This is a genomic window from Streptomyces sp. NPDC104307, from assembly GCF_055584045.1.
On sequence record NZ_JBVJMU010000005.1, the window covers coordinates 315069 to 333447 of the forward strand.

Here is an 18379-nt window from a genome sequence, read left to right on the forward strand (position 1 = left end):
CTGAGGCCCGCGAGGACCTCCAGAACACGTGGGCAGGTGCGTGTGGGCAGGAGCATGTGGGGGGACCAAACCGTCCAATCCTCGCGTCCGGCCGTGGGCGCGGCAAACCCTTTTACGCACGGGGGACCGCGCGCACCGAAGGCGGTCGGGGAGACCGAGGGGTAAAGATTCGGCACGCATTCGCCGCGGCCCGCACGGGTGGGCGGGGCCGGACACCGCCGGATGCGACCATGGACGGATGCATATAGCCGGTGCGGTACGAGTGGTGGTCTCGGCGGCCGCCTGCGGAGTCCTGCTCACGACCCTGACGTCATGCGGCGGGGACCAGGACGCTAAGAAGGACGACGCGCCGTCCGCCGATGCCCGGAAGCCGAAGGACAAGGCGCAGACCACCGACCTGAAGCGCATTCCGGACGTCGGCGACCGTTGGCAGTCGAAGATCCCGGCCAACTCCCGTCAGGTCGTCACCGTGTACGGCGAGGGAAAGAACTCCGCGGACTCCACGGTCGTGCTCTACACCAAGTCCGGCTCCACCTGGGACAAGGCCGCCGACTGGAAGGCCCACAACGGGAAGAAGGGCTGGGCCGACAACCACCACGAGGACGACAAGCGCAGCCCGGTCGGTGTCTTCACCCTCACCGACGCGGGCGGCGTACTGCCCGACCCGGGCGCCCGGCTCCCGTACACACGGTCCGCGTCCATCCAGGCCCCCCACTACTGGGCCAAGTCCCACTGGCACGACTTCGACTACGTCATCGCCATCGACTACAACCGCGTCAAGGGCACCCCGCCCAACGACCCGACGCGGCCCCAGGGGCAGACCAAGGGCGGCTCCATCTGGCTGCACATGGACCACGGCAGCGGAACCTCGGCCTGTGTGAGCCTGCCGAAGACGGCCATGGAGAAGCTGCTGCGCACCCTGGACCCCAAGCAGCACCCGGTCGTCGTGATGGGCGACCGCGCGGCGCTTCAGGCCTGACCGGGACCGGGCCGGGTCGCCCGCTCCAGCTCCATCAGCACCGAGTAGTACGGATGGCCCGTCGCCCGGTCCATGCCGATCTCGCACATCCGGTTGGCCGAGAGATACGTGTCGTACTCCCGGGTGTTCACCTCCGCGGCCTCCTTCGCGGTCGCGGAGGCCGTCAGCTCCTCGTGCAGCATGCCCCGGTCGCCCGCGAATCCGCAGCACGCGGCGTCGTCCGGGACGACGACCTCCCGGGCGCAGGCCTCCGCGACCGCGCGCAGGTGCGCCACATCGCCCAGATGCTCCATCGAGCACGTCGGGTGCAGGACCGCGGAGCCGGTCCGGCGCAGCACCGTCAGCTCTGGCAGGAGCTCGTCGGCGGCCCAGACCAGTGAGTCGACGACGGTCAGCTCGCGGTGCAACGCCCGGTTGTCCTCGGTCAGATACGGCACCACCTCATGGGCGATGCCCAGCGTGCAGGAGGAGGCGTCGACGACGAGCGGCAGTTTTCCGCCCGCGGTCCAGCCCCAGGCGGCCTCCACGATCCGGTTGGCCATCACGGCGTTCGCGGTGTCGTACCCCTTGGAGTGCCAGATCGTCGCGCAACAGGTTCCGGCGACATCCTCGGGGATCCAGACCGGCTTTCCGGCCCGCGCCGACACGGCCACCACCGCCTGCGGCAGCGACGGGAGGTGCTGCCCCTCCGGGCCGCCGAAGATGCGGTTGACGCAGGCCGGGTAGTAGACGGCGCTCGCTCCCGCCCTCGATGTGGGCGGCAGCTTGCGGGCGGCGGCTCCGGGGATCTCCGGCAGCCAGGCGGGCATCAGATCGGGGCGCACGGCCCGGCGGGCGAGACCGGTGACACCTTCGAGGAGCCGGTCGTCGATCCGGCTCGCCGCGGCGACCGCGAGCCGGGCCGCCGCCTCCACCGCGCGGAAGTTCTTCGCCGTGAGCGCGGCGATCCGCTCCTCGCGCGGGGAGTGCCGCTGGTGGCGGAAGCCCTTCATCATGGCGCCCGTGTCGATCCCGACCGGACAGGCGAGCTTGCAGGTGGAGTCGCCCGCGCAGGTGTCGACGGCGTCGTAGCCGTAGGAGTCGAGGAGCCCGGTCTCCACCGGGGATCCGTCCGGCTGCCGCATCATCTCCCGGCGCAGCACGATGCGCTGGCGCGGTGACGTGGTCAGGTCGTGGCTGGGGCAGGTCGGTTCGCAGAATCCGCACTCGATGCAGGGGTCGGCCACCGGCTCGACGCGCGGGATGGTCTTCAAACCGCGCAGATGGGCCCTCGGGTCGCGGTCCAGGACGATCCGGGGCGCCAGCACGCCGTCGGGGTCGATGAGCTGCTTGGTCCGCCACATCAGTTCGGTCGCCCTCGGTCCCCACTCCAGCTCCAGGAAGGGGGCGATATTGCGGCCGGTGGCGTGTTCCGCCTTGAGCGATCCGTCGAACCGCTCCACGGTCAGCCGGCAGAAGTCCGCCATGAACGCGGCGTACCGGTCCACGTCGGACGGCTTCGCCGCGTCGAAGGCGAGCAGGAAGTGCAGGTTGCCGTGGGCAGCGTGGCCCGCGACGGCGGCGTCGAAACCGTGCTCGGCCTGGAGCGCGAGGAGCGCCTCGCACGCGTCGGCCAGCCGGGAGGGGGGTACGGCGAAGTCCTCCGTGATCAGGGTCGTACCGGACGGCCGGGAGCCGCCCACCGCGGTGACGAAGGCCTTGCGGGCCTTCCAGTAGCCGGAGATGGTCTTGGCGTCCCGGGTGAACTCGTTGGTGACAGAGGTGACGGGCCGGACCAGCTCCAGCCGGCGCACCACACCGGCCGCCGCCCGCTCGTACGCCTCCTGGCCCGCGTCGTCCGGCGCGCGGAACTCCACCAGCAGCGCCGCGGTCTCCTTCGGCAGCCCGGCCCAGTCGGCGGGGACACCCTGGACGCTGACGGAGGCCCGCAGGGTGTTCCCGTCCATCAGCTCGACGGCGATGGCGCCCGCTTCGTTGAACAGCGGTACGGCGGCCGCCGCCGCGGTCAGGGACGGGAAGAAGAGCAGCGCGGTGGAGATGCGGCGGTCCAGCGGCAGGGTGTCGAAGACGACCTCTGAGATGAAGCCGAAGGTCCCCTCGGAGCCGACCATGAGCCCGCGCAGGATCTCCACGGGCGTCGTGCCGTCCAGGAAGGCGTCGAGCCGGTAGCCGTTGGTGTTCTTGATCTCGTACTTGGCCCGGATCCGGGCCGTGAGCTCCGCATCGGCCTCGATCTCGGCCTTCAGCGCGAGGAGCCCCGCGCACAGCTGCGGCTCGGCGTGCGCCAGGTCCTCGTCCGCCGAGGGGTCGCCGGTGTCCACCACCGTGCCGCCGGGCAGTACGAAGGTCAGCGAGGACACGGTCCGGTACGAATTGCGGCTGGTGCCCGCCGTCATCCCGGAGGCGTTGTTGGCGACGACCCCGCCGATCGTGCAGGCGATCGCGCTCGCCGGGTCGGGGCCGAGCAGTCGGCCGTGCCGGGCGAGGGTCGCGTTGGCCCGCATGATGGTCGTCCCCGGCCGGATGCGGGCCCGCGCCCCGCCGTCCAGGACCTCGATGCCCGCCCAGTGATGCCGTACGTCGACGAGGATGTCCTCGCCCTGCGCCTGGCCGTTCAGACTGGTGCCCGCGGCCCGGAAGACGACGTTGCGGCCCTTGCCGTGCGCGTACGACAGGATCGCCGAGACATCGTCGATGTCCTCGGGGACGAGCACGACCTGGGGCACGAACCGGTAGGGGCTGGCATCGGAGGCGTACCGGACCAGGTCGGAGATCTTCCACAGCACTTTCCGGGGCCCCAGCAGCGCGGTCAGCTCGCTCCGCATCGGCTCGGGTGTGCCCGGTGCCTGCCCGTCGGGCACCCGGTCGTGGGCGGGGCTGCGCATCGCCCCGGGGCTCAGGGCTTCCGGCTTCGGCTCCAGCAGCGGCATTCGAGGTCCCCTCGGCGGCTCGGTGGGGTGCTTCGCCCCGGGTCAGCAGCGGCGCTCCGGCATTCCGTCGACCAGAGCGGTCAGCAGGCCGCCGAGCACGTCGCGCTGATCGGCGGTCAATGGAGCCAGGATCTCCTCTGCGGCCGCCCGGCGCCCGTTGCGCAGCGCGCGGAGGGTGGCGGTGCCCTCGTCGGTGATCTCGACCCGGACGACCCTGCGGCTGTCCGGATCGGGGACCCGGCGCACCCGGCCGCTGGCCTCCAGACCGTCCACCAGGGTGGTGACCGCGCGCGGGACCACATCGAGGCGCTGCGCGAGATCCGCCATCCGTGGCGCACGGTCGTACTGGGCGACTATGCGCAGCAGCCGGAACTGTGCGGGAGTGATGCCGGCCGGCTCCAGCTGACGGCTCTGAATGCGCTGGAGCCTGCGGGTCAGCCGCAGCAGCTGTTCGGCGAGCAGGCCGTCGGGGTCGGGGGAATCCATAGCAGGAACAATATCAGGACCTGGTTCATTGTGAGTAGAGGTAACAATGAGCTATGCTCCTATCTGCTGGACTGCTCAGGGCCGTAAATCCCCGAACCCGGAATCTCCGAACCCGGAATCCCGGAGTCACGGAATTCCGGCAGGACGCAGATCCGTACGGGCCGCCGGTCCTGGACCGCCCCGGACCGCTGACGCGCACGGCGTCGCAGGCGGTCGCAGCCCTCCTCTCCCCGTTGCCGCACGCCTGACGAAGGAGCCCATGAAACCCGACGAACCCGCGTGGACACCCCCGCCCCCGGATGCCGGGCAGCCGCCCGCCGAGCTGCGCCGCATCCTCCGCCTCTTCCATCCCTACCGCGGCCGCCTCGCGGTGGTCGGACTGCTCGTCGGCGCCTCGTCGCTGGTGTCGGTCGCCTCGCCGTTCCTGCTGCGCGAGATCCTCGACACCGCCATTCCTCAGGGGCGGACCGGACTGCTGTCGCTGCTCGCGCTCGGCATGATCCTCACCGCCGTGATGAACAGCGTCTTCGGCGTGCTGCAGACCCTCATCTCCACCACCGTCGGCCAGCGCGTGATGCACGATCTGCGCACCGCGGTCTACACCCAGCTCCAGCGGATGCCGCTCGCCTTCTTCACCAAGACCCGCACGGGCGAGGTCCAGTCCCGGATCGCCAACGACATCGGAGGCATGCAGGCCACCGTCACCTCGACGGCGACCTCGCTGGTCTCCAACCTCACCGCGGTCATCGCCACCGTCGTCGCCATGATCGCGCTCGACTGGCGGCTGACCATCGTCTCGCTGCTCCTGCTGCCGGTCTTCGTCTGGATCAGCCGCCGGGTCGGCCGGGAGCGCAAGAGGATCACCACCCAGCGGCAGAAGCAGATGGCCGCCATGGCGGCCACCGTCACCGAATCGCTCTCCGTCAGCGGCATCCTGCTCGGCCGCACGATGGGCCGCTCCGACTCGCTCACCAAGGGCTTCACCGAGGAGTCCGAGCGGCTGGTCGACCTCGAAGTACGCTCCAGCATGGCCGGACGCTGGCGGATGTCGACGATCGGCATCGTCATGGCCGCGATGCCGGCCGTCATCTACTGGGCGGCGGGCATCACCCTCCAGTCCAGCGGACCCGCCGTCTCCATCGGCACGCTCGTCGCCTTCGTCTCGCTCCAGCAGGGCCTGTTCCGGCCCGCCGTGAGCCTGCTCTCCACCGGCGTGCAGATGCAGACGTCCCTCGCGCTCTTCCAGCGGATCTTCGAGTACCTCGACCTCACGGTCGACATCACCGAGCCGGAGAACCCGGTCCGGCTGGAGAAGATCCGCGGCGAGATCCGCTTCGAGAACGTCGACTTCAGCTACGACGAGAAGGGCGCGCCCACGCTCAGCGGCGTCGACGTGGCCGTGCCCGCCGGCGGCAGCCTGGCCGTCGTGGGCCCCACCGGCTCCGGCAAGTCCACTCTCAGCTACCTGGTGCCCCGGCTGTACGACGTATCCGGCGGACGGGTCACGCTCGACGGCGTCGACGTACGGGATCTGGACTTCGACACCCTCGCCAGGGCCATCGGGGTGGTCTCCCAGGAGACGTACCTCTTCCACGCCTCGGTCGCGGAGAACCTGCGCTTCGCCAAGCCCGACGCCACCGATGACGAGATCGAGGCGGCCGCCCGCGCGGCACAGATCCACGACCACATCGCGTCGCTGCCCGACGGCTACGACACCCTGGTCGGTGAACGCGGCTACCGGTTCTCCGGTGGCGAGAAGCAGCGCCTGGCCATCGCCCGCACGATCCTGCGCGATCCGCCGGTGCTGATCCTCGACGAGGCGACGAGCGCCCTCGACACCCGTACCGAATTCGCCGTGCAGGAGGCGATCGACGCCCTCTCCGCCGGACGCACGACTCTCACCATCGCGCACCGGCTGTCCACCGTGCGCGACGCGGACCAGATCGTCGTTCTGGACGGAGGGCGGACCGCTGAGCGCGGCAGTCATGAGGAACTGCTCGGCCAGGACGGCCGCTATGCGGCTCTGGTCCGCAGGGACACCCAGCTCGCCCCGGCGGCGGGCTGACGGGCCGAGGAACACGCCGAGCGGACGAACGAACTTGTTCGGTACGAACGTGTTCGTTACGGTGGCTGTGTGCCCCTCGCCGTTCTGTCGCCGCCGAGGGCGCCGGCCCTCGGGAAAGCCGCGGCCGGCATTCCCGACGAGCCGGAGGTACCACCATGAGCACCGCGCACCACCCCATCGCGATCATCGGCGCCGGCCTCGGCGGCCTCACACTCGCCCGCGTACTGCACGTGAACGGGATCGAGGCGGCGCTCTTCGACCTGGAGGCCGACCGGAGCGCCCGCACCCAGGGCGGCATGCTCGACATCCACGAGGATTCCGGTCAGGCGGCCCTGCGCGCCGCCGGCCTGCACGAGCTGTTCAGGGAGAAGGTCCACCCCGGCGGCGAAGCCATGCGGATCCTCGACAAGCACGCCCGGGTGCTGCATGAGGCGGCGGACGACGGTTCGGGTGACCGTCCCGAGATCGACCGGGGCGACCTCCGCGATCTGCTGCTCGACTCGCTGCCCGAGGGCACCGTGCGCTGGGGCAGCAGGATCACCGGCGCCGCGCCCACCGCCGACGGAACGCACGAGGTGACGCTCGCGGACGGCACCTCCTTCACGGCCGGACTGCTTGTCGGGGCGGACGGAGCCTGGTCCCGTATCCGTCCGCTGCTCTCCGATGCCGTCCCCGCCTACACCGGCGTCTCCTTCGTGGAAATGGACCTCTTCGAAGCCGATGCCGATCATCCCGAGTGCGCCGAGCTCATCGGCGGCGGGATGTTCTTCGCGCTCGGTGACAACAAGGGATTCCTCGCGCACCGCGAATCAGACGGCAGTCTTCACGTCTACACCGGGCTGCGCGCCGCAGAGGACGGGCTGTCGACGATCGACTTCACCGACGCCGAAGCCTCCAAGGCCGCCGTCGTCCAGCGCTTCGCGGACTGGGCGCCCGGTCTCCGGCGGCTGATCACCGACGCCGACGGCCTGCTGACTCCGCGCCTCATCCACGCACTTCCCGCAGGGCACCACTGGAAGCGCACTGCGGGTGTCACCCTGCTCGGTGACGCCGCACACCTGATGTCACCCTTCGCGGGCGAAGGCGCCAACCTCGCCATGATCGACGGCGCCGATCTGGGCCTGGCGCTCGCCGCTCACCCGGGAGACGTCGAAGCGGCGCTGGCCGCGTACGAGGAAACCCTCTTCGTGCGCAGCGCGAAGAGCGCCCAGGAGTCCGCCGAGGGCCTGGAAATGATCTTCAATGACCGGGCACCACAGCCGCTCGTGGACATGTTCACCTCATTCGCCGCGGGGTGACCCCGGCCCGGGGGCCCACACGACGGCGCCAGCGTGTCGCCGGAGGCGGGGTGCGGAGGGAGCGGACGGCTGCGGGATAGCGTGCCCGCATGGTGAACGAGTCCCCGGACACCCCGCCCCCTCGCAAGCTCCGCCCGACCCGGCGCGGCCGGCTGGCGTTGCTCATCGGCGCCGTGCTCGTCCTGGTGGTGGCCGCCGCCGTACTCGTACCCCTGCTGACGCGGGAGCAGGGGTACGAGCCGACCCGTTCCCTCCTGGTCCCCGAGGGGTGGCGGGCCTCCCAGGTGTACGCGGCCGCGGACAAGGTTCTCGACGAGCCGTCCGGCACCACGGAGAAGGCCGCCGCCACGGCCGGCCTGCCCCTTCCGGCGGCGGCGAAGGGCAACCCCGAGGGCTACCTCTTCCCGGCGACGTACCCCGTCACCTCCGGCACCACCCCGGAGAGCCTGCTGCGCTACATGGTGGACACGGCGGTCAAGCGGTTCGGCGCGGACCACATCACGGCCGGGGCGCAGCGCAACGGCGTCACGGTCTACCAGACGGTGACGCTCGCAAGCATCGTGCAGGCGGAGGCGGACACCGAGCCGGACATGGGCAAGGTGGCCCGGGTCGTGCACAACCGGCTCGCGCGTGACATGCCGCTCCAGATGGACTCCACGCTCAACTACGCGCTGAACCGCAGCACCCTGGACACCACCACGGGCGACACGAAGATCGACAGCCCGTACAACAGCTATGAACGCAAGGGGCTGCCGCCCACCCCCATCGGAAATCCGGGGGAGCAGGCGACGGTTGCCGCGATCAGCCCCACCCCGGGTCCCTGGCTCTACTTCGTCACCGTCGCGCCGGGCGACACCCGTTTCACCGCCGACTACGCGGAGCACCAGCGCAACGTAGCGGAGTTCAACCGCAACCGACGCGGCGGCTGAGTCGCGTCCGGGCCTCTGCGCTGGTCCGGTGAACGCGTCGAGGTTCCAGGGCGCGGCGGGCCGGTTGAGGCTCTCGGCCGTGGTGCGGCGGGCGCGATCAGGCTGCGGACTCCGCAGGTTCGGCGGCCGGCCCGGTGCGTTCCAGCAGCCGTCCGACCGCCCGCGCGGCGGCCCGCCCCGCCCGGTTGGCGCCGATCGTGCTGGCCGACGGACCGTAGCCGACGAGCTGGACACGCTCGTCACGTACCGCCTGAGTCCCCTCGACCCGGATGCCGCCACCCGCCTCGCGCAGTCTCAGCGGGGCGAGGTGGTCGACGGCGGGCCGGAATCCGGTCGCCCAGAGGATCACATCCGCCTCGACGGAGCGGCCGTCGTCCCAGGCGACACCGTCCGGTGTGATCCGGTCGAACATCGGCAGACGGTCGAGCACCCCCGACTCGCGGGCGCGCCGGACGGCGTCGGTGACCGGCAGCCCGGTCACGCTCACCACGCTCTGCGGAGGCAGCCCGCGCCGCACCCGGTCCGCCACCATGGCGACCGCTGCCCGTCCCCGGTCCGCGTCGAACGGACCCTCGCGGAAGACCGGCGGCCGACGTGTCACCCAGTGGGTGTCCGCGGCCACCTCGGCGATCTCCATCAGGTGCTGGGTACCGGAGGCCCCGCCGCCCACGACGACGACCCGCAGTCCGGCGAACTCGGCGGGCCCCGGATAATTCGCCGTGTGCAGCTGGCGGCCCCGGAAGGTGTCCTGGCCCGGGTAGCGCGGCCAGAACGGCCGGTCCCAGGTCCCCGTGGCGTTGATCAGCGCGCGCGTCGCGTACGTACCTTCCGAGGTCTCCACGAGCAGCCGCCCGCCGTCGCCCTCGCGCACCGCGCTCACCTCCACCGGCCGGTGCACCCGGAGGCCGAAGGCGTGCTCGTACGAGTCGAAGTACTCACCGATGACCTCGGAGGAGGGCCTGCTGTCATCGGCGCCGGTCAGTTCCATGCCGGGCAGTGCGTGCATGCCGTGCACCTTGCCGTACGTCAGCGACGGCCAGCGGAACTGCCAGGCGCCACCGGGGCGCGGCGCGTGGTCGAGCACCACGAAATCGCGGTCGGGCTCCAGGCCCGTACGGCGCAGGTGGTAGGCGGCGGACAGACCTGCCTGCCCGGCACCCACCACCACGACATCCACTGACTGCACCCCGATGTTGTTCACGCTTCTACCAACTACGCGGGGCGCGTGGATCTTCCCGGGGGCCGTTGACGGTTCAACGCCCCCCGGCGATCAGCAGCGGTGCACCACCCGGAGCTGAGGCCGGGCGGCCGTTCGCCGCGGGCACCGCGGAGAGCGGGGACGCCGGGACCGTCGACAGCAGCCCCCGGGCCGCCAGCTCCGGAGTCACACCCTCACCGAACCAGTACGCCTCCTCCAGATGCGGGTACCCCGACAGCACGAAGTGCTCCACACCCAGGGCGTGGTACTCCTCGATCCGGTCCGCGACCTCGGCGTGGCTGCCGACCAGCGCGGTGCCCGCACCGCCCCGTACCAGACCGACGCCGGCCCACAGATTGGGCGCGATCTCCAGCTTGTCGCGCGAGCCCCCGTGCAGCGCCAGCATCCGCTGCTGGCCCACGGACTCGCTCCGCCCCAGCGCCTGCTGGGCCGCGGCGACCGTGTCCGCGTCGAGATCACCCAGCAGCCGGTCCGCGGTCGCCCACGCCTCGCGGGAGGAGTCGCGCGAGATGGTGTGCAGCCGGATCCCGAACCGCACGGTGCGACCCTGCTCCTCGGCGAGCCCCCGGATCCAGTCGATCTTCTTCTTCACGTCGGCGGGCGGCTCGCCCCAGGTCAGATAGACATCGGCGTGCGCGGCCGCGACCGGCCCGGCGGCGGCCGACGACCCCCCGAAGAAGATCTCCGGCAGCGGATCCGGCGGCAGCGCCGTCAGCCCGCCCTCCACCTGGTAGTGCTCACCGTCGAAGTCGAACGGCCGGCCGCTCCACGCCCCCCGCACCACCGACAGGAACTCCGCGGTCCTCGCGTAGCGCCGGTCGTGGTCCAGATGGTCACCGAACCTCCGCTGCTCCGTGGAGTCACCGCCCGTCACGACGTTCAGGAGCAGCCGCCCCCGGGTGATCCGCTGATACGTCGCGGCCATCTGCGCGGCGAGGACCGGCGAGATCACGCCCGGCCGGAACGCCACCAGGAACTTCAGCCGCTCGGTGTGCTGGGCCAGCGCCACGGTCGTGAGCCAGGCGTCCTCGCACCAGGTCCCGGTCGGCGTCAGCACGGCCTCGAACCCCAGCTGCTCAGCGGCCTTGGCGATCTGCGCCAGGTACTCGATGTCGGGCGCGCGCACCCCGCTGACCGGAGTGATCCGGTCCCGTTTGATCCCGCCGTCGGTGTACGCGTGCCGGTCGACGAGCGTGCGCCCGTCGCCGCCCGTGGGCAGGAACCAGTGCAGGTGGACGTTCATGAGGAGGCCTTTCCGTACGAGCGCGGGGTCGCGGAGGACGCGGGGAGGTCGCGGTTGAAGCGGGTGTCGACGAAGTCCTTGAAGTCGAAGCGGCGCGGGATGAGCTTCAGATCCGCGAAGGTGTCCGCGATCTCCTGCTCGGAGGCGATCGCGGCCGGGTCGATGGCGACGGGGACCCTGGTACCGGCCGTCAGCTTCACCGCGTCCAGTGCCACCTGGTACGGCAGCCCGGTCTCCTTCGCCCAGACCTTCGCCCACGCGTCGGGGTGTTTGAACACCCAGCTCTGCGCCCGGTTCAGCCGGACGAGCAGATCACCGATGGCCTTGGACTTCCCGGGTTCCTTGAGCGCCGCGGGCGAGGCCACCTGGAACCCGAGACCGTTGACGACCCCTTCACCCGTCGTCAGGACCCGAGCCTTCCCGCCGCGCAGCACCTGCGAGGTGTACGGGTCCCAGATCGCCCAGGCGTCGACCTTGCCCCGGGTGAACGCGGCCAGTGCGTCGGCCGGCTGAAGGTACTTCAGCTTCACGTCCGAGAGGCCGAGTCCCGCCTTCTTCAGCGAGCTGATCAACTGGAAGTGGGCGGAGCTGCCCTGGGCCACGGCGATCGACCTGCCCTTGAGCTGGGCCGGACTCCGCAGCGGCGAGTCCTTGGGGACCACGATCGCCTCACCGGCCGAGGAGCCGTGCGTGGCGCCCACCACCACGACCTTGGAACCGGCGCCTGCGGCGAACACCGGTGGGGTGTTGCCGACCCCGCCGATGTCCACGGCCCCGGCGTTGACCGCCTCAAGCAGGGGTGGGCCGGAAGTGAAGGTGGACCATTTGATGCGGTAGTCGAGGTCGTCCAGCTCACCGGAGGCGCGCAGGATGGCTTCGTAACCACCCTTCTGGTCACCGATGTTGAGCGTGACGCTGCCCTTGCCGTCGGTGCTGCCCGCCGTGGAGGCGGAGCTCGCGCCACCGCAGGCGGTGAGCAGCAGGGCGAAGGGGAGCAGGAGCGAGGGCAGGGTACGGCGGTTCATATATCGTCTCTCTCCGGTCCGGACAGGAGGGGTTCAGGGGCTGAGCGGGCTCGCGTCTCAGGCGCGCGCGGGGGCCGTCTCCACGCCGAGCTCGGTGAGCAGCCGGGTGCGCAGCGCGGCGAACTCCGGGGTACCGGGGTTGCGCGGCCGGTCCAGGCCCACCGGTGTCTCGTACGCGATGACGCCGTCCCGCATGACCAGCGCGCGGTCGGCGAGGAGCAGCGCCTCGTCCACGTCGTGCGTGACGAGCAGTACGGCGCAGCCCCGGCGCTGCCAGAGCTCGGCCACCAGTTGCTGGGCCTTGATCCTGGTCAGCGCGTCGAGTGCGCCGAACGGCTCGTCGAGCAGCAGCAGATCGGGCTCGCGGACCAGCGCCCGCGCGAGCGAGGCGCGCTGCGCCTCACCGCCCGAGAGGGTCCTGGGCCAGGCCCCGGACCGCTCACTGAGCCCGACCTCCGCCAACGCCTCTTCGGCCACGGCGCGTTCGGGCTTCCCTGGCAGCCCGAGCAGTACGTTGCGCCAGACCCGCTTCCAGGGCATCAACCGCGGTGCCTGGAACGCGACGGCCCGTCGCCGGGGCACCAGCACCGTCCCCCGGATCTCCCGGTCGAGGCCGGCGAGCACCCGCAGCAGGGTCGACTTCCCGCACCCGCTGCGACCGAGCAATACGGTGAACTCCCCGGCGCACACGGTCAGATCGAGTCCGTCGATGACGTCCCGGCCGTCGAAGGAGCGGGACAGCCCCTCGACCCGCACGGCGGCTTCCGGCAGCGCGCCGGCCGGGGCGGGGGAGTGGTTGGTCACTGGCCCGTGAAGGTCGGTCGCCATTGCAGCAGCAGCCTTTCGAGAACGCGGACGATGACATCGGCGGCGAGGCCGAGGAAGGCGTAGACCACCAGGCACACGACGATGACGTCGGTACGGAAGAACTCCCTGGCCTGGTTCATCAGGAAGCCGATTCCGGCATCGGCGTTGACCGACTCGCCGAACACCAGCGCCAGCCAGGCGGTCGCCAGCGAGTAGCGCAGCCCCGTCATGGCCCCGGGCAACGCCCCCGGCAGCACCACATGGCGCACCAGCCCCCAGCGCCCGAGCCCCAACGACTCACCGGCTTCGATGAGTTGGGGATCCACACCGCGAATGCCCGCATACACGTTGAGATACAGATGGAAGGCCACACCCAGCGCGATCAGCGCCACCTTGGGGGCCTCACCGATTCCCAGCCAGATGATGAACAGCGGGATCAGCCCGACCCACGGAACGGTGCGCAGCATCTGGACGCTCGCGTCGACCAGATCCTCGCCCAGCCGGGAGAGCCCCGAGATCAGCGCGAGCGCCGTGCCGACGGCGCCCCCGAGCACCAGCCCCACGGCCACCCGCTGGAGGGAGACGGCCATCGCGGAGGTGAGGGTCCCGTCCGCGATCAGCCCCCATCCCGCGCGGGCGATGGTGCCGGGCGAGGCCAGTACGTCCGGATGCAGCACACCGGTGGCGCTGAACACCTGCCAAAGGATCAGCAGCAACAGCGGCCCGGCGGTACGTCGGAGCCACCGCGGTACGTTCCGCAGCCGCACCCCGCGAACGGCGGCCGGCGTCACGGGCTCCAGGTCGAGCGGCCGAGGCCGGACCGCACCTTCCGGCTGGCCGGATTTTGCTATTTCGACGGATATATCGGGTGGGGTGAGAGCGTGATCGAGAGTCATGTGGGCTCCACGAACGGTTCATGGGAAGGGGGCCCCGACCCCTGGCCCCGGGCCCCCGGGCACACGACGGCCGTGCCGTACGAGCGGAGGTCACGGAGGAACCACCGCGGGCATTCGGCGGGACCGAGCGGCACGGGAGGGGGAGGAGGCGGGACGCGTACTACGTCAGGAGCGGTCGGGCGCCTCGCGCCCGGTCACTGACGGGAAAAGTGCTGAGAGAACGTCAGCAGCCGCGACAACAAGCGGCGGAGGCCACCCGCAGCAGGTCGATGTGACCGCGCGAAGTGAGCAGAGCTGATCGGAACATGCCGCTGAACGTAGCGATCCCTCAATGAAACGGTCAATGGTGTCTCGGCACGTGGACGCGCGATCATGCGGCACGGGCAGGAGAATGACCCCATGTCCACCGCCTTCACCACCAGCGTCCTGCACGTCACCACAGGAACCACGGAGACCGTCACCGACCTGACGTCCGACTGCGAACAGTTCCTCACCCGGGCGGCCGCCGGCCGGGACGGGCTGCTCAACATCTTCGTACCGCACGCGACAGCGGGGATCGCGGTCCTCGAAACCGGCGCGGGCAGCGACGACGACCTCCTCTCCGCCCTGCACACCCTGCTCCCCGCCGACGACCGCTGGCAGCACCACCACGGCAGCCCCGGCCACGGCCGCGACCACGTACTCCCGGCCCTCGTACCGCCGCACGCGACACTCCCGGTGATCGCGGGGCGGCTGGAGCTGGGGACGTGGCAGTCGGTGTGCCTGGTCGACACGAACAGGGATAATCCGGAGCGTCAGGTGCGGCTGAGCTTTCTGGGCTGACGGAGATCGCTAACTGAGCTGAACTCCCTCCTGCCAGTGCGCCTACGCCCTGGGCGCCCGGTTTGCGCACAGGCCCGAACAGAACGAACCGAGCCCACATCGGACGCGGTCCGAGCCCAGCTGGTCGCCGGGCTCGGACTCAGGATCTCGGGCAGTTGGGGAAGGTCATCTGCACCCAGACCTCCGCCTGGGACGAGGCCGGCCGGCTGTCCGCTCAGCGCTTCACTGCCGGTTCCCGCACGCTCAATGAGTACACGTACGCCTACCGCGCCGACGGCCGTCTCATCGCAACGTCCGACCGGACGTCGGGGACGCGCACCTTCGACCTCGACCCGGTCGGCCAGGTTACCGCCGTCCACGCACGCGGCTGGAGCGAGCGGTACGCCTATGACGCGAGCGGCAACCAGGCCTTGGCCTCCTGGCCCGACTCGCATCCCGGTCACGAGGCCACCGGCCCCGCGCCTACACAGGTACCACCGTCACACGTGCGGGTGACGTCCGTTTCGAGCACGACGTGCTCGGCCGTGTCACCTTGGCCAGAAGACCCGGCTCTCCCGGAAACCGGACACCTGGCGCTACACGTGGGACGCCGAGGACCACCTCGCCTCCGTAGTCACCCCCGACGGCATCCGTCGGCGCTACCGCTACGCCCCGCTCGGCCGCCGCTTCTTCGCCATCGCCACCGACCTCATCGGCACTACGACCCGGAGACGGGGCGGTCCACGTCTCAGGATCCTCTGGGGCTCTCGCCGGCGCCGAACCTGGTCGCCTACGTGACCAACCGCACACGATCTGCGATCCCGTTGGCCTGTCGCCGTCTGACTGCGCCGACGGCCCGCCCATCGGCGAGTACACCTCCAAGGGCGAGGGACAGGGCCTCAAACGTTCCGCCAAAGTGGGCGACGACCAATGGCAGTTCAACACCGGTCACGGCTACGACCGAGCCCACACCGGGCCGGGCGGAACTATGAACGATCTGCGCTCCACCAACTTGAAACCCGATCAGATCGAACAGGCGATCGTCTCGGACGTGTACACGTACATGAGGGACGGAACTGGCTCAACCCGTAACGACCGGACCCCGGCTCCGGCACCGCACAGGCCACCGGGGCGAAGGGGAGCCGACTGCTAAGGTCTGCGCGCGCATACCGTCAACGACCTCCGCTGCCCTCCGGAGCGCCGGCAAGAACTTGTCAGGAGAAGCGTGAGATGCCCGATCCGACCCTCGCCGCCAGGAGCCTGAGCCAGGCGATCGACAGCGCCGAACGCCAGCAGATCAGCGAAGCGGGCCGTGACTTTATCGAGAAGCTCACCTTCGCAACGGCCGACGAGATCCTCACCATGCTTCGGGAACTCCTCGCCGAGGACTGGATGGCGCTGCCGCCCTGGGCCCGGAATCTCGCCTACCGCCTAGCCTGCTTGCAACGTCCTGATGACCCGAGACTGCTCCGGGAAGCGGCTGCGGACCTGTTGTGCTTCGGACCCGACTGGGACGAGTTCGCCGAGGACCTCAAAAGGCGCGCGGCGAAACTGGAGTAGGGCCTGCTTTCCGTGGAACTCCTGTACCTGAAGGTCCCTATCGGCTCCTTCAAGCGAAGCCTCGGGACGCACGCGGCGGAGCGCGCGGGCTCCCGCCGGGGCTACTGGGCGCCACGCCGCCGTCGGCGGGCCCGCTCGAACTCGGCGGCATCCGACAACCAAGGGCCGTGGTGTTCGAGTGCGGCGCAGCCGCCGCGGACGAAGGCGCCCACCAGGTTCCGGTACCCGCCGATCCCGTCGACCAGGCTGTACTCGACCCGGTACTCTGGATCCGACCCGCCGTCTGCTCCCTCGCGCACGGTCGTGATCCGGGCGATGGAGTCCGCGTAGAAGTGGACCTGGATCCCTTCGCCCATCTCCTCGTCCTCGATGGTGAACACTTCGTTGTCCGCAGCGGAGCGATCGCCGACGAAATCCCAGAACTCGGCGGTGGCAGGGCGAGGACTGTCCGGGAGCCACTTCTTCTCGACGCCCTTGTCGTCGGTGAACGACAGGGGCCTCCTCTTCACACTTCCGCCGGAGTGGGCGCGGTCGCCGGCAGTCTCCGCGTCATCCTCCATGGGGGCACTCCTGGAGCGGTCCGCGGCCTCCGAGCACATCAGGAAGCCCACGGTGCGCACCGCCTCATCGACGAGCTCAGGGTGTGCGCGGCGCACGGCCGCATCGACCGTTGCTGCCATCCGCGCCCAGTCCTGTTTGTCCGTGGCACGTCTTCCGTGCCGCGGATCGCGGCCGATCCGCATTCCGGCGGATGCCTGTTCCGCGGTGGCGATCACACGTATGACTTCGGGCAGCAGAGCGGGGTCGACCGCATCGGGCATCCGCCTCGGAACCGTCGCGCCGTGCAGGTATTGGCCCGTGTACTTGAGAAGCGCGGTGTCGAGGGGGCCGAGTGGCGCTCCGCGTTCGGTGCGACGGCGGTTCGCCCGGTACTCGTGAGCCCGCTTCTCGTTGGACGTCTCCGTCGCCGCGCGCATCGCCGCGCAGACCTGGCCACGTTCGAGCAGATCGATGTCGGCCCCATGGGCGATGAGCCGGATCCTGTCCCACCGGATGCGCTGGAAGAGCGCGTCGACGTCCGCGGGCGTGGAGAGGAGGACCGGGTCCAGGAGCGTCATGGCAGCGTTCTCGTCGAGCCGGCCACGGGTTCCGGCGGCGTCGCACAGCGGAAGCACCGCGCTCCACAGCAGCAGGTGTCTGGCCAGGTCATCCTGGATCACCGCGAGATGGGCTTCCCTGATCGAGAACGTGAAGGTGCGGGGCTCATGGTTGGCGTCGGCCCCGGCGCCGAGCATCAGCCTCAGCTCACCGTCCTCGCGGATCACGTTCGGTATCCAGCCGCTCTGCCGCGTGAAAACGATGTCTCTCATGGACTCAGTCTTCCCCACCGGACGAGGCCGGCGGCGAGGAAGCGGGACGGGCTGCGCGCCGAACCGTGCCGGACCGCTCCGGTGCTCGGCTTCGGCCGGTGAGCGGCACCCTATGCTTGGCCTCATGAGTCGTTGGTCGGATTTCGCCGGGAAAGCGTCCGGGGAGGACTACGCCGCACGATTTGCGGCCCTGGCCCGTAGCGGCAAGGACGTGCACGGTGAGGCGCGGTTCTGTGCCGCGCTTCTGCCGGCCGGAGCGCGGGTGCTGGACGCCGGGTGCGGTACCGGGCGGGTCATGATCCGGCTCGCGGAACTCGGGTACGACTGTGTCGGGGTGGATCTTGACGCGTCGATGCTGGCGGTGGCTCGGAAGCAGGCACCGGGACTGCCGTGGTTCCAGACCGATCTGGCCGAGTTCGAGCCCGCCCGGCTCGGTATCGCGGGTGGCTTCGACCTTGTCGTCGCCGCGGGCAATATCTTCCCGTTGCTCGCTTCCGGTACCGAGGCGGCGGTGGTGAAGCACCTCTCCGCGGCCCTGCGCCCGGGGGGTCTGCTGGTCGCCGGCTTCGGCCTCGACGAAGCCCACCTGCCGGTGCCGCCCGGCCTCACGCTGGCAGACTACGACGACTGCTGCGCCGCGTCCGGCCTGTCCCTCGTCGACCACTTCGCCACCTGGGATGCCGACCCCTACGAGGGCGGCGGCTATGCCGTAAGCGTTCACCGTCGATGAGGACGTGTCGGACGCCGTGATCATGGGAGGCCCGGTGCTGG

Annotated in this window: 16 protein-coding genes; 7 read left to right on the forward strand and 9 right to left on the reverse strand. The window is 70.5% G+C overall.

The window, feature by feature from the left end; genetic code table 11:
* The first annotated feature begins 238 nt into the window (after positions 1 to 238).
* Positions 239 to 979 carry a hypothetical protein gene (locus ACZ601_RS16590; RefSeq protein ID WP_440573819.1) on the forward strand — a complete coding sequence of 247 codons (741 nt, stop codon included), beginning with the start codon at positions 239 to 241 and terminating at the stop codon, positions 977 to 979.
* Here ACZ601_RS16590 and ACZ601_RS16595 read toward each other — a convergent pair.
* Together ACZ601_RS16595 and ACZ601_RS16600 are read right to left on the reverse strand one after the other, a co-directional pair.
* Positions 970 to 3909 (reverse strand): FAD-binding and (Fe-S)-binding domain-containing protein, encoded by a 2940-nt coding sequence (locus ACZ601_RS16595; protein ID WP_469538195.1) that lies wholly within the window; start codon positions 3907 to 3909, stop codon positions 970 to 972. The genes ACZ601_RS16590 and ACZ601_RS16595 overlap by 10 nt on opposite strands.
* Positions 3910 to 3951: 42 nt before the next feature.
* Positions 3952 to 4395 (reverse strand): MarR family winged helix-turn-helix transcriptional regulator, encoded by a 444-nt coding sequence (locus tag ACZ601_RS16600; RefSeq protein ID WP_469538198.1) that lies wholly within the window; start codon positions 4393 to 4395, stop codon positions 3952 to 3954.
* 259 nt (positions 4396 to 4654) lie between these two features.
* Here ACZ601_RS16600 and ACZ601_RS16605 point away from each other — a divergent pair, with 259 nt between their 5' ends.
* The 3 genes from ACZ601_RS16605 to mltG all read left to right on the forward strand — a co-directional run bounded on the left by ACZ601_RS16605 (position 4655) and on the right by mltG (position 8687).
* On the forward strand, positions 4655 to 6460 hold the full coding sequence (locus ACZ601_RS16605) for an ABC transporter ATP-binding protein (protein WP_469538201.1): 1806 nt from the start codon (positions 4655 to 4657) through the stop codon (positions 6458 to 6460).
* A gap of 155 nt (positions 6461 to 6615) precedes the next feature.
* On the forward strand, positions 6616 to 7758 hold the full coding sequence (locus tag ACZ601_RS16610) for an FAD-dependent oxidoreductase (RefSeq protein ID WP_469538204.1): 1143 nt from the start codon (positions 6616 to 6618) through the stop codon (positions 7756 to 7758).
* An 89-nt stretch (positions 7759 to 7847) separates the two neighbouring features.
* Positions 7848 to 8687 (forward strand): endolytic transglycosylase MltG, encoded by an 840-nt coding sequence (gene mltG, locus ACZ601_RS16615; RefSeq protein ID WP_469538207.1) that lies wholly within the window; start codon positions 7848 to 7850, stop codon positions 8685 to 8687.
* A 97-nt stretch (positions 8688 to 8784) separates the two neighbouring features.
* Here mltG and ACZ601_RS16620 read toward each other — a convergent pair whose 3' ends face one another.
* From ACZ601_RS16620 to ACZ601_RS16645, 6 genes are all read right to left on the reverse strand, one after another.
* Positions 8785 to 9873 (reverse strand): NAD(P)-binding domain-containing protein, encoded by a 1089-nt coding sequence (locus tag ACZ601_RS16620; RefSeq protein WP_469538210.1) that lies wholly within the window; start codon positions 9871 to 9873, stop codon positions 8785 to 8787.
* Between the two features lie 67 nt (positions 9874 to 9940).
* A complete protein-coding gene (locus ACZ601_RS16625) occupies positions 9941 to 11149 on the reverse strand; it encodes an LLM class flavin-dependent oxidoreductase (RefSeq protein ID WP_440573813.1) in 1209 nt (402 codons plus the stop codon).
* The gene (locus ACZ601_RS16630) at positions 11146 to 12174 is read right to left on the reverse strand and encodes an ABC transporter substrate-binding protein (protein ID WP_469538214.1); all 1029 of its coding nucleotides are present in this window, start codon (positions 12172 to 12174) and stop codon (positions 11146 to 11148) included. Before ACZ601_RS16630 ends, ACZ601_RS16625 begins: the two co-directional genes overlap by 4 nt.
* Positions 12175 to 12231: 57 nt before the next feature.
* Positions 12232 to 13002, reverse strand: coding sequence for an ABC transporter ATP-binding protein (locus tag ACZ601_RS16635; RefSeq protein ID WP_469538216.1), 771 nt, complete (start codon positions 13000 to 13002; stop codon positions 12232 to 12234).
* Positions 12975 to 13877 carry an ABC transporter permease gene (locus ACZ601_RS16640; protein WP_469538219.1) on the reverse strand — a complete coding sequence of 301 codons (903 nt, stop codon included), beginning with the start codon at positions 13875 to 13877 and terminating at the stop codon, positions 12975 to 12977. The genes ACZ601_RS16635 and ACZ601_RS16640 overlap by 28 nt, the downstream gene beginning before the upstream one ends.
* A gap of 223 nt (positions 13878 to 14100) precedes the next feature.
* On the reverse strand, positions 14101 to 14184 hold the full coding sequence (locus ACZ601_RS16645; RefSeq protein ID WP_311307964.1) for a putative leader peptide: 84 nt from the start codon (positions 14182 to 14184) through the stop codon (positions 14101 to 14103).
* Positions 14185 to 14276: 92 nt separating this feature from the next.
* Here ACZ601_RS16645 and ACZ601_RS16650 point away from each other — a divergent pair, with 92 nt between their 5' ends.
* Positions 14277 to 14699 carry a secondary thiamine-phosphate synthase enzyme YjbQ gene (locus tag ACZ601_RS16650; protein WP_469538222.1) on the forward strand — a complete coding sequence of 141 codons (423 nt, stop codon included), beginning with the start codon at positions 14277 to 14279 and terminating at the stop codon, positions 14697 to 14699.
* A gap of 1209 nt (positions 14700 to 15908) precedes the next feature.
* On the forward strand, positions 15909 to 16238 hold the full coding sequence (locus tag ACZ601_RS16655; protein WP_469538225.1) for a hypothetical protein: 330 nt from the start codon (positions 15909 to 15911) through the stop codon (positions 16236 to 16238).
* Between the two features lie 101 nt (positions 16239 to 16339).
* On the opposite strand, the gene ACZ601_RS16660 is transcribed toward ACZ601_RS16655, so the two are convergent.
* Complete coding sequence (locus ACZ601_RS16660) at positions 16340 to 17608, reverse strand: DUF6357 family protein (protein ID WP_469538228.1); 1269 nt, start codon at positions 17606 to 17608, stop codon at positions 16340 to 16342.
* 124 nt (positions 17609 to 17732) lie between these two features.
* Here ACZ601_RS16660 and ACZ601_RS16665 point away from each other — a divergent pair, with 124 nt between their 5' ends.
* Complete coding sequence (locus tag ACZ601_RS16665; RefSeq protein WP_469538231.1) at positions 17733 to 18338, forward strand: class I SAM-dependent methyltransferase; 606 nt, start codon at positions 17733 to 17735, stop codon at positions 18336 to 18338.
* The last annotated feature ends 41 nt before the right edge of the window (positions 18339 to 18379 follow it).

Bases quoted from the DNA above. Each gene is read 5' to 3' on its own strand.
- ACZ601_RS16590 (WP_440573819.1), top strand. From the start codon at position 239: ATGCATATAGCCGGTGCGGTACGAGTGGTGGTCTCGGCGGCCGCCTGC.
- ACZ601_RS16595 (WP_469538195.1), bottom strand. From the start codon at position 3,909: ATGCCGCTGCTGGAGCCGAAGCCGGAAGCCCTGAGCCCCGGGGCGATG.
- ACZ601_RS16600 (WP_469538198.1), bottom strand. From the start codon at position 4,395: ATGGATTCCCCCGACCCCGACGGCCTGCTCGCCGAACAGCTGCTGCGG.
- ACZ601_RS16605 (WP_469538201.1), top strand. From the start codon at position 4,655: ATGAAACCCGACGAACCCGCGTGGACACCCCCGCCCCCGGATGCCGGG.
- ACZ601_RS16610 (WP_469538204.1), top strand. From the start codon at position 6,616: ATGAGCACCGCGCACCACCCCATCGCGATCATCGGCGCCGGCCTCGGC.
- mltG (WP_469538207.1), top strand. From the start codon at position 7,848: ATGGTGAACGAGTCCCCGGACACCCCGCCCCCTCGCAAGCTCCGCCCG.
- ACZ601_RS16625 (WP_440573813.1), bottom strand. From the start codon at position 11,149: ATGAACGTCCACCTGCACTGGTTCCTGCCCACGGGCGGCGACGGGCGC.
- ACZ601_RS16630 (WP_469538214.1), bottom strand. From the start codon at position 12,174: ATGAACCGCCGTACCCTGCCCTCGCTCCTGCTCCCCTTCGCCCTGCTG.
- ACZ601_RS16635 (WP_469538216.1), bottom strand. From the start codon at position 13,002: ATGGCGACCGACCTTCACGGGCCAGTGACCAACCACTCCCCCGCCCCG.
- ACZ601_RS16640 (WP_469538219.1), bottom strand. From the start codon at position 13,877: ATGACTCTCGATCACGCTCTCACCCCACCCGATATATCCGTCGAAATA.
- ACZ601_RS16645 (WP_311307964.1), bottom strand. From the start codon at position 14,184: ATGTTCCGATCAGCTCTGCTCACTTCGCGCGGTCACATCGACCTGCTG.
- ACZ601_RS16650 (WP_469538222.1), top strand. From the start codon at position 14,277: ATGTCCACCGCCTTCACCACCAGCGTCCTGCACGTCACCACAGGAACC.
- ACZ601_RS16655 (WP_469538225.1), top strand. From the start codon at position 15,909: ATGCCCGATCCGACCCTCGCCGCCAGGAGCCTGAGCCAGGCGATCGAC.
- ACZ601_RS16660 (WP_469538228.1), bottom strand. From the start codon at position 17,608: ATGAGAGACATCGTTTTCACGCGGCAGAGCGGCTGGATACCGAACGTG.
- ACZ601_RS16665 (WP_469538231.1), top strand. From the start codon at position 17,733: ATGAGTCGTTGGTCGGATTTCGCCGGGAAAGCGTCCGGGGAGGACTAC.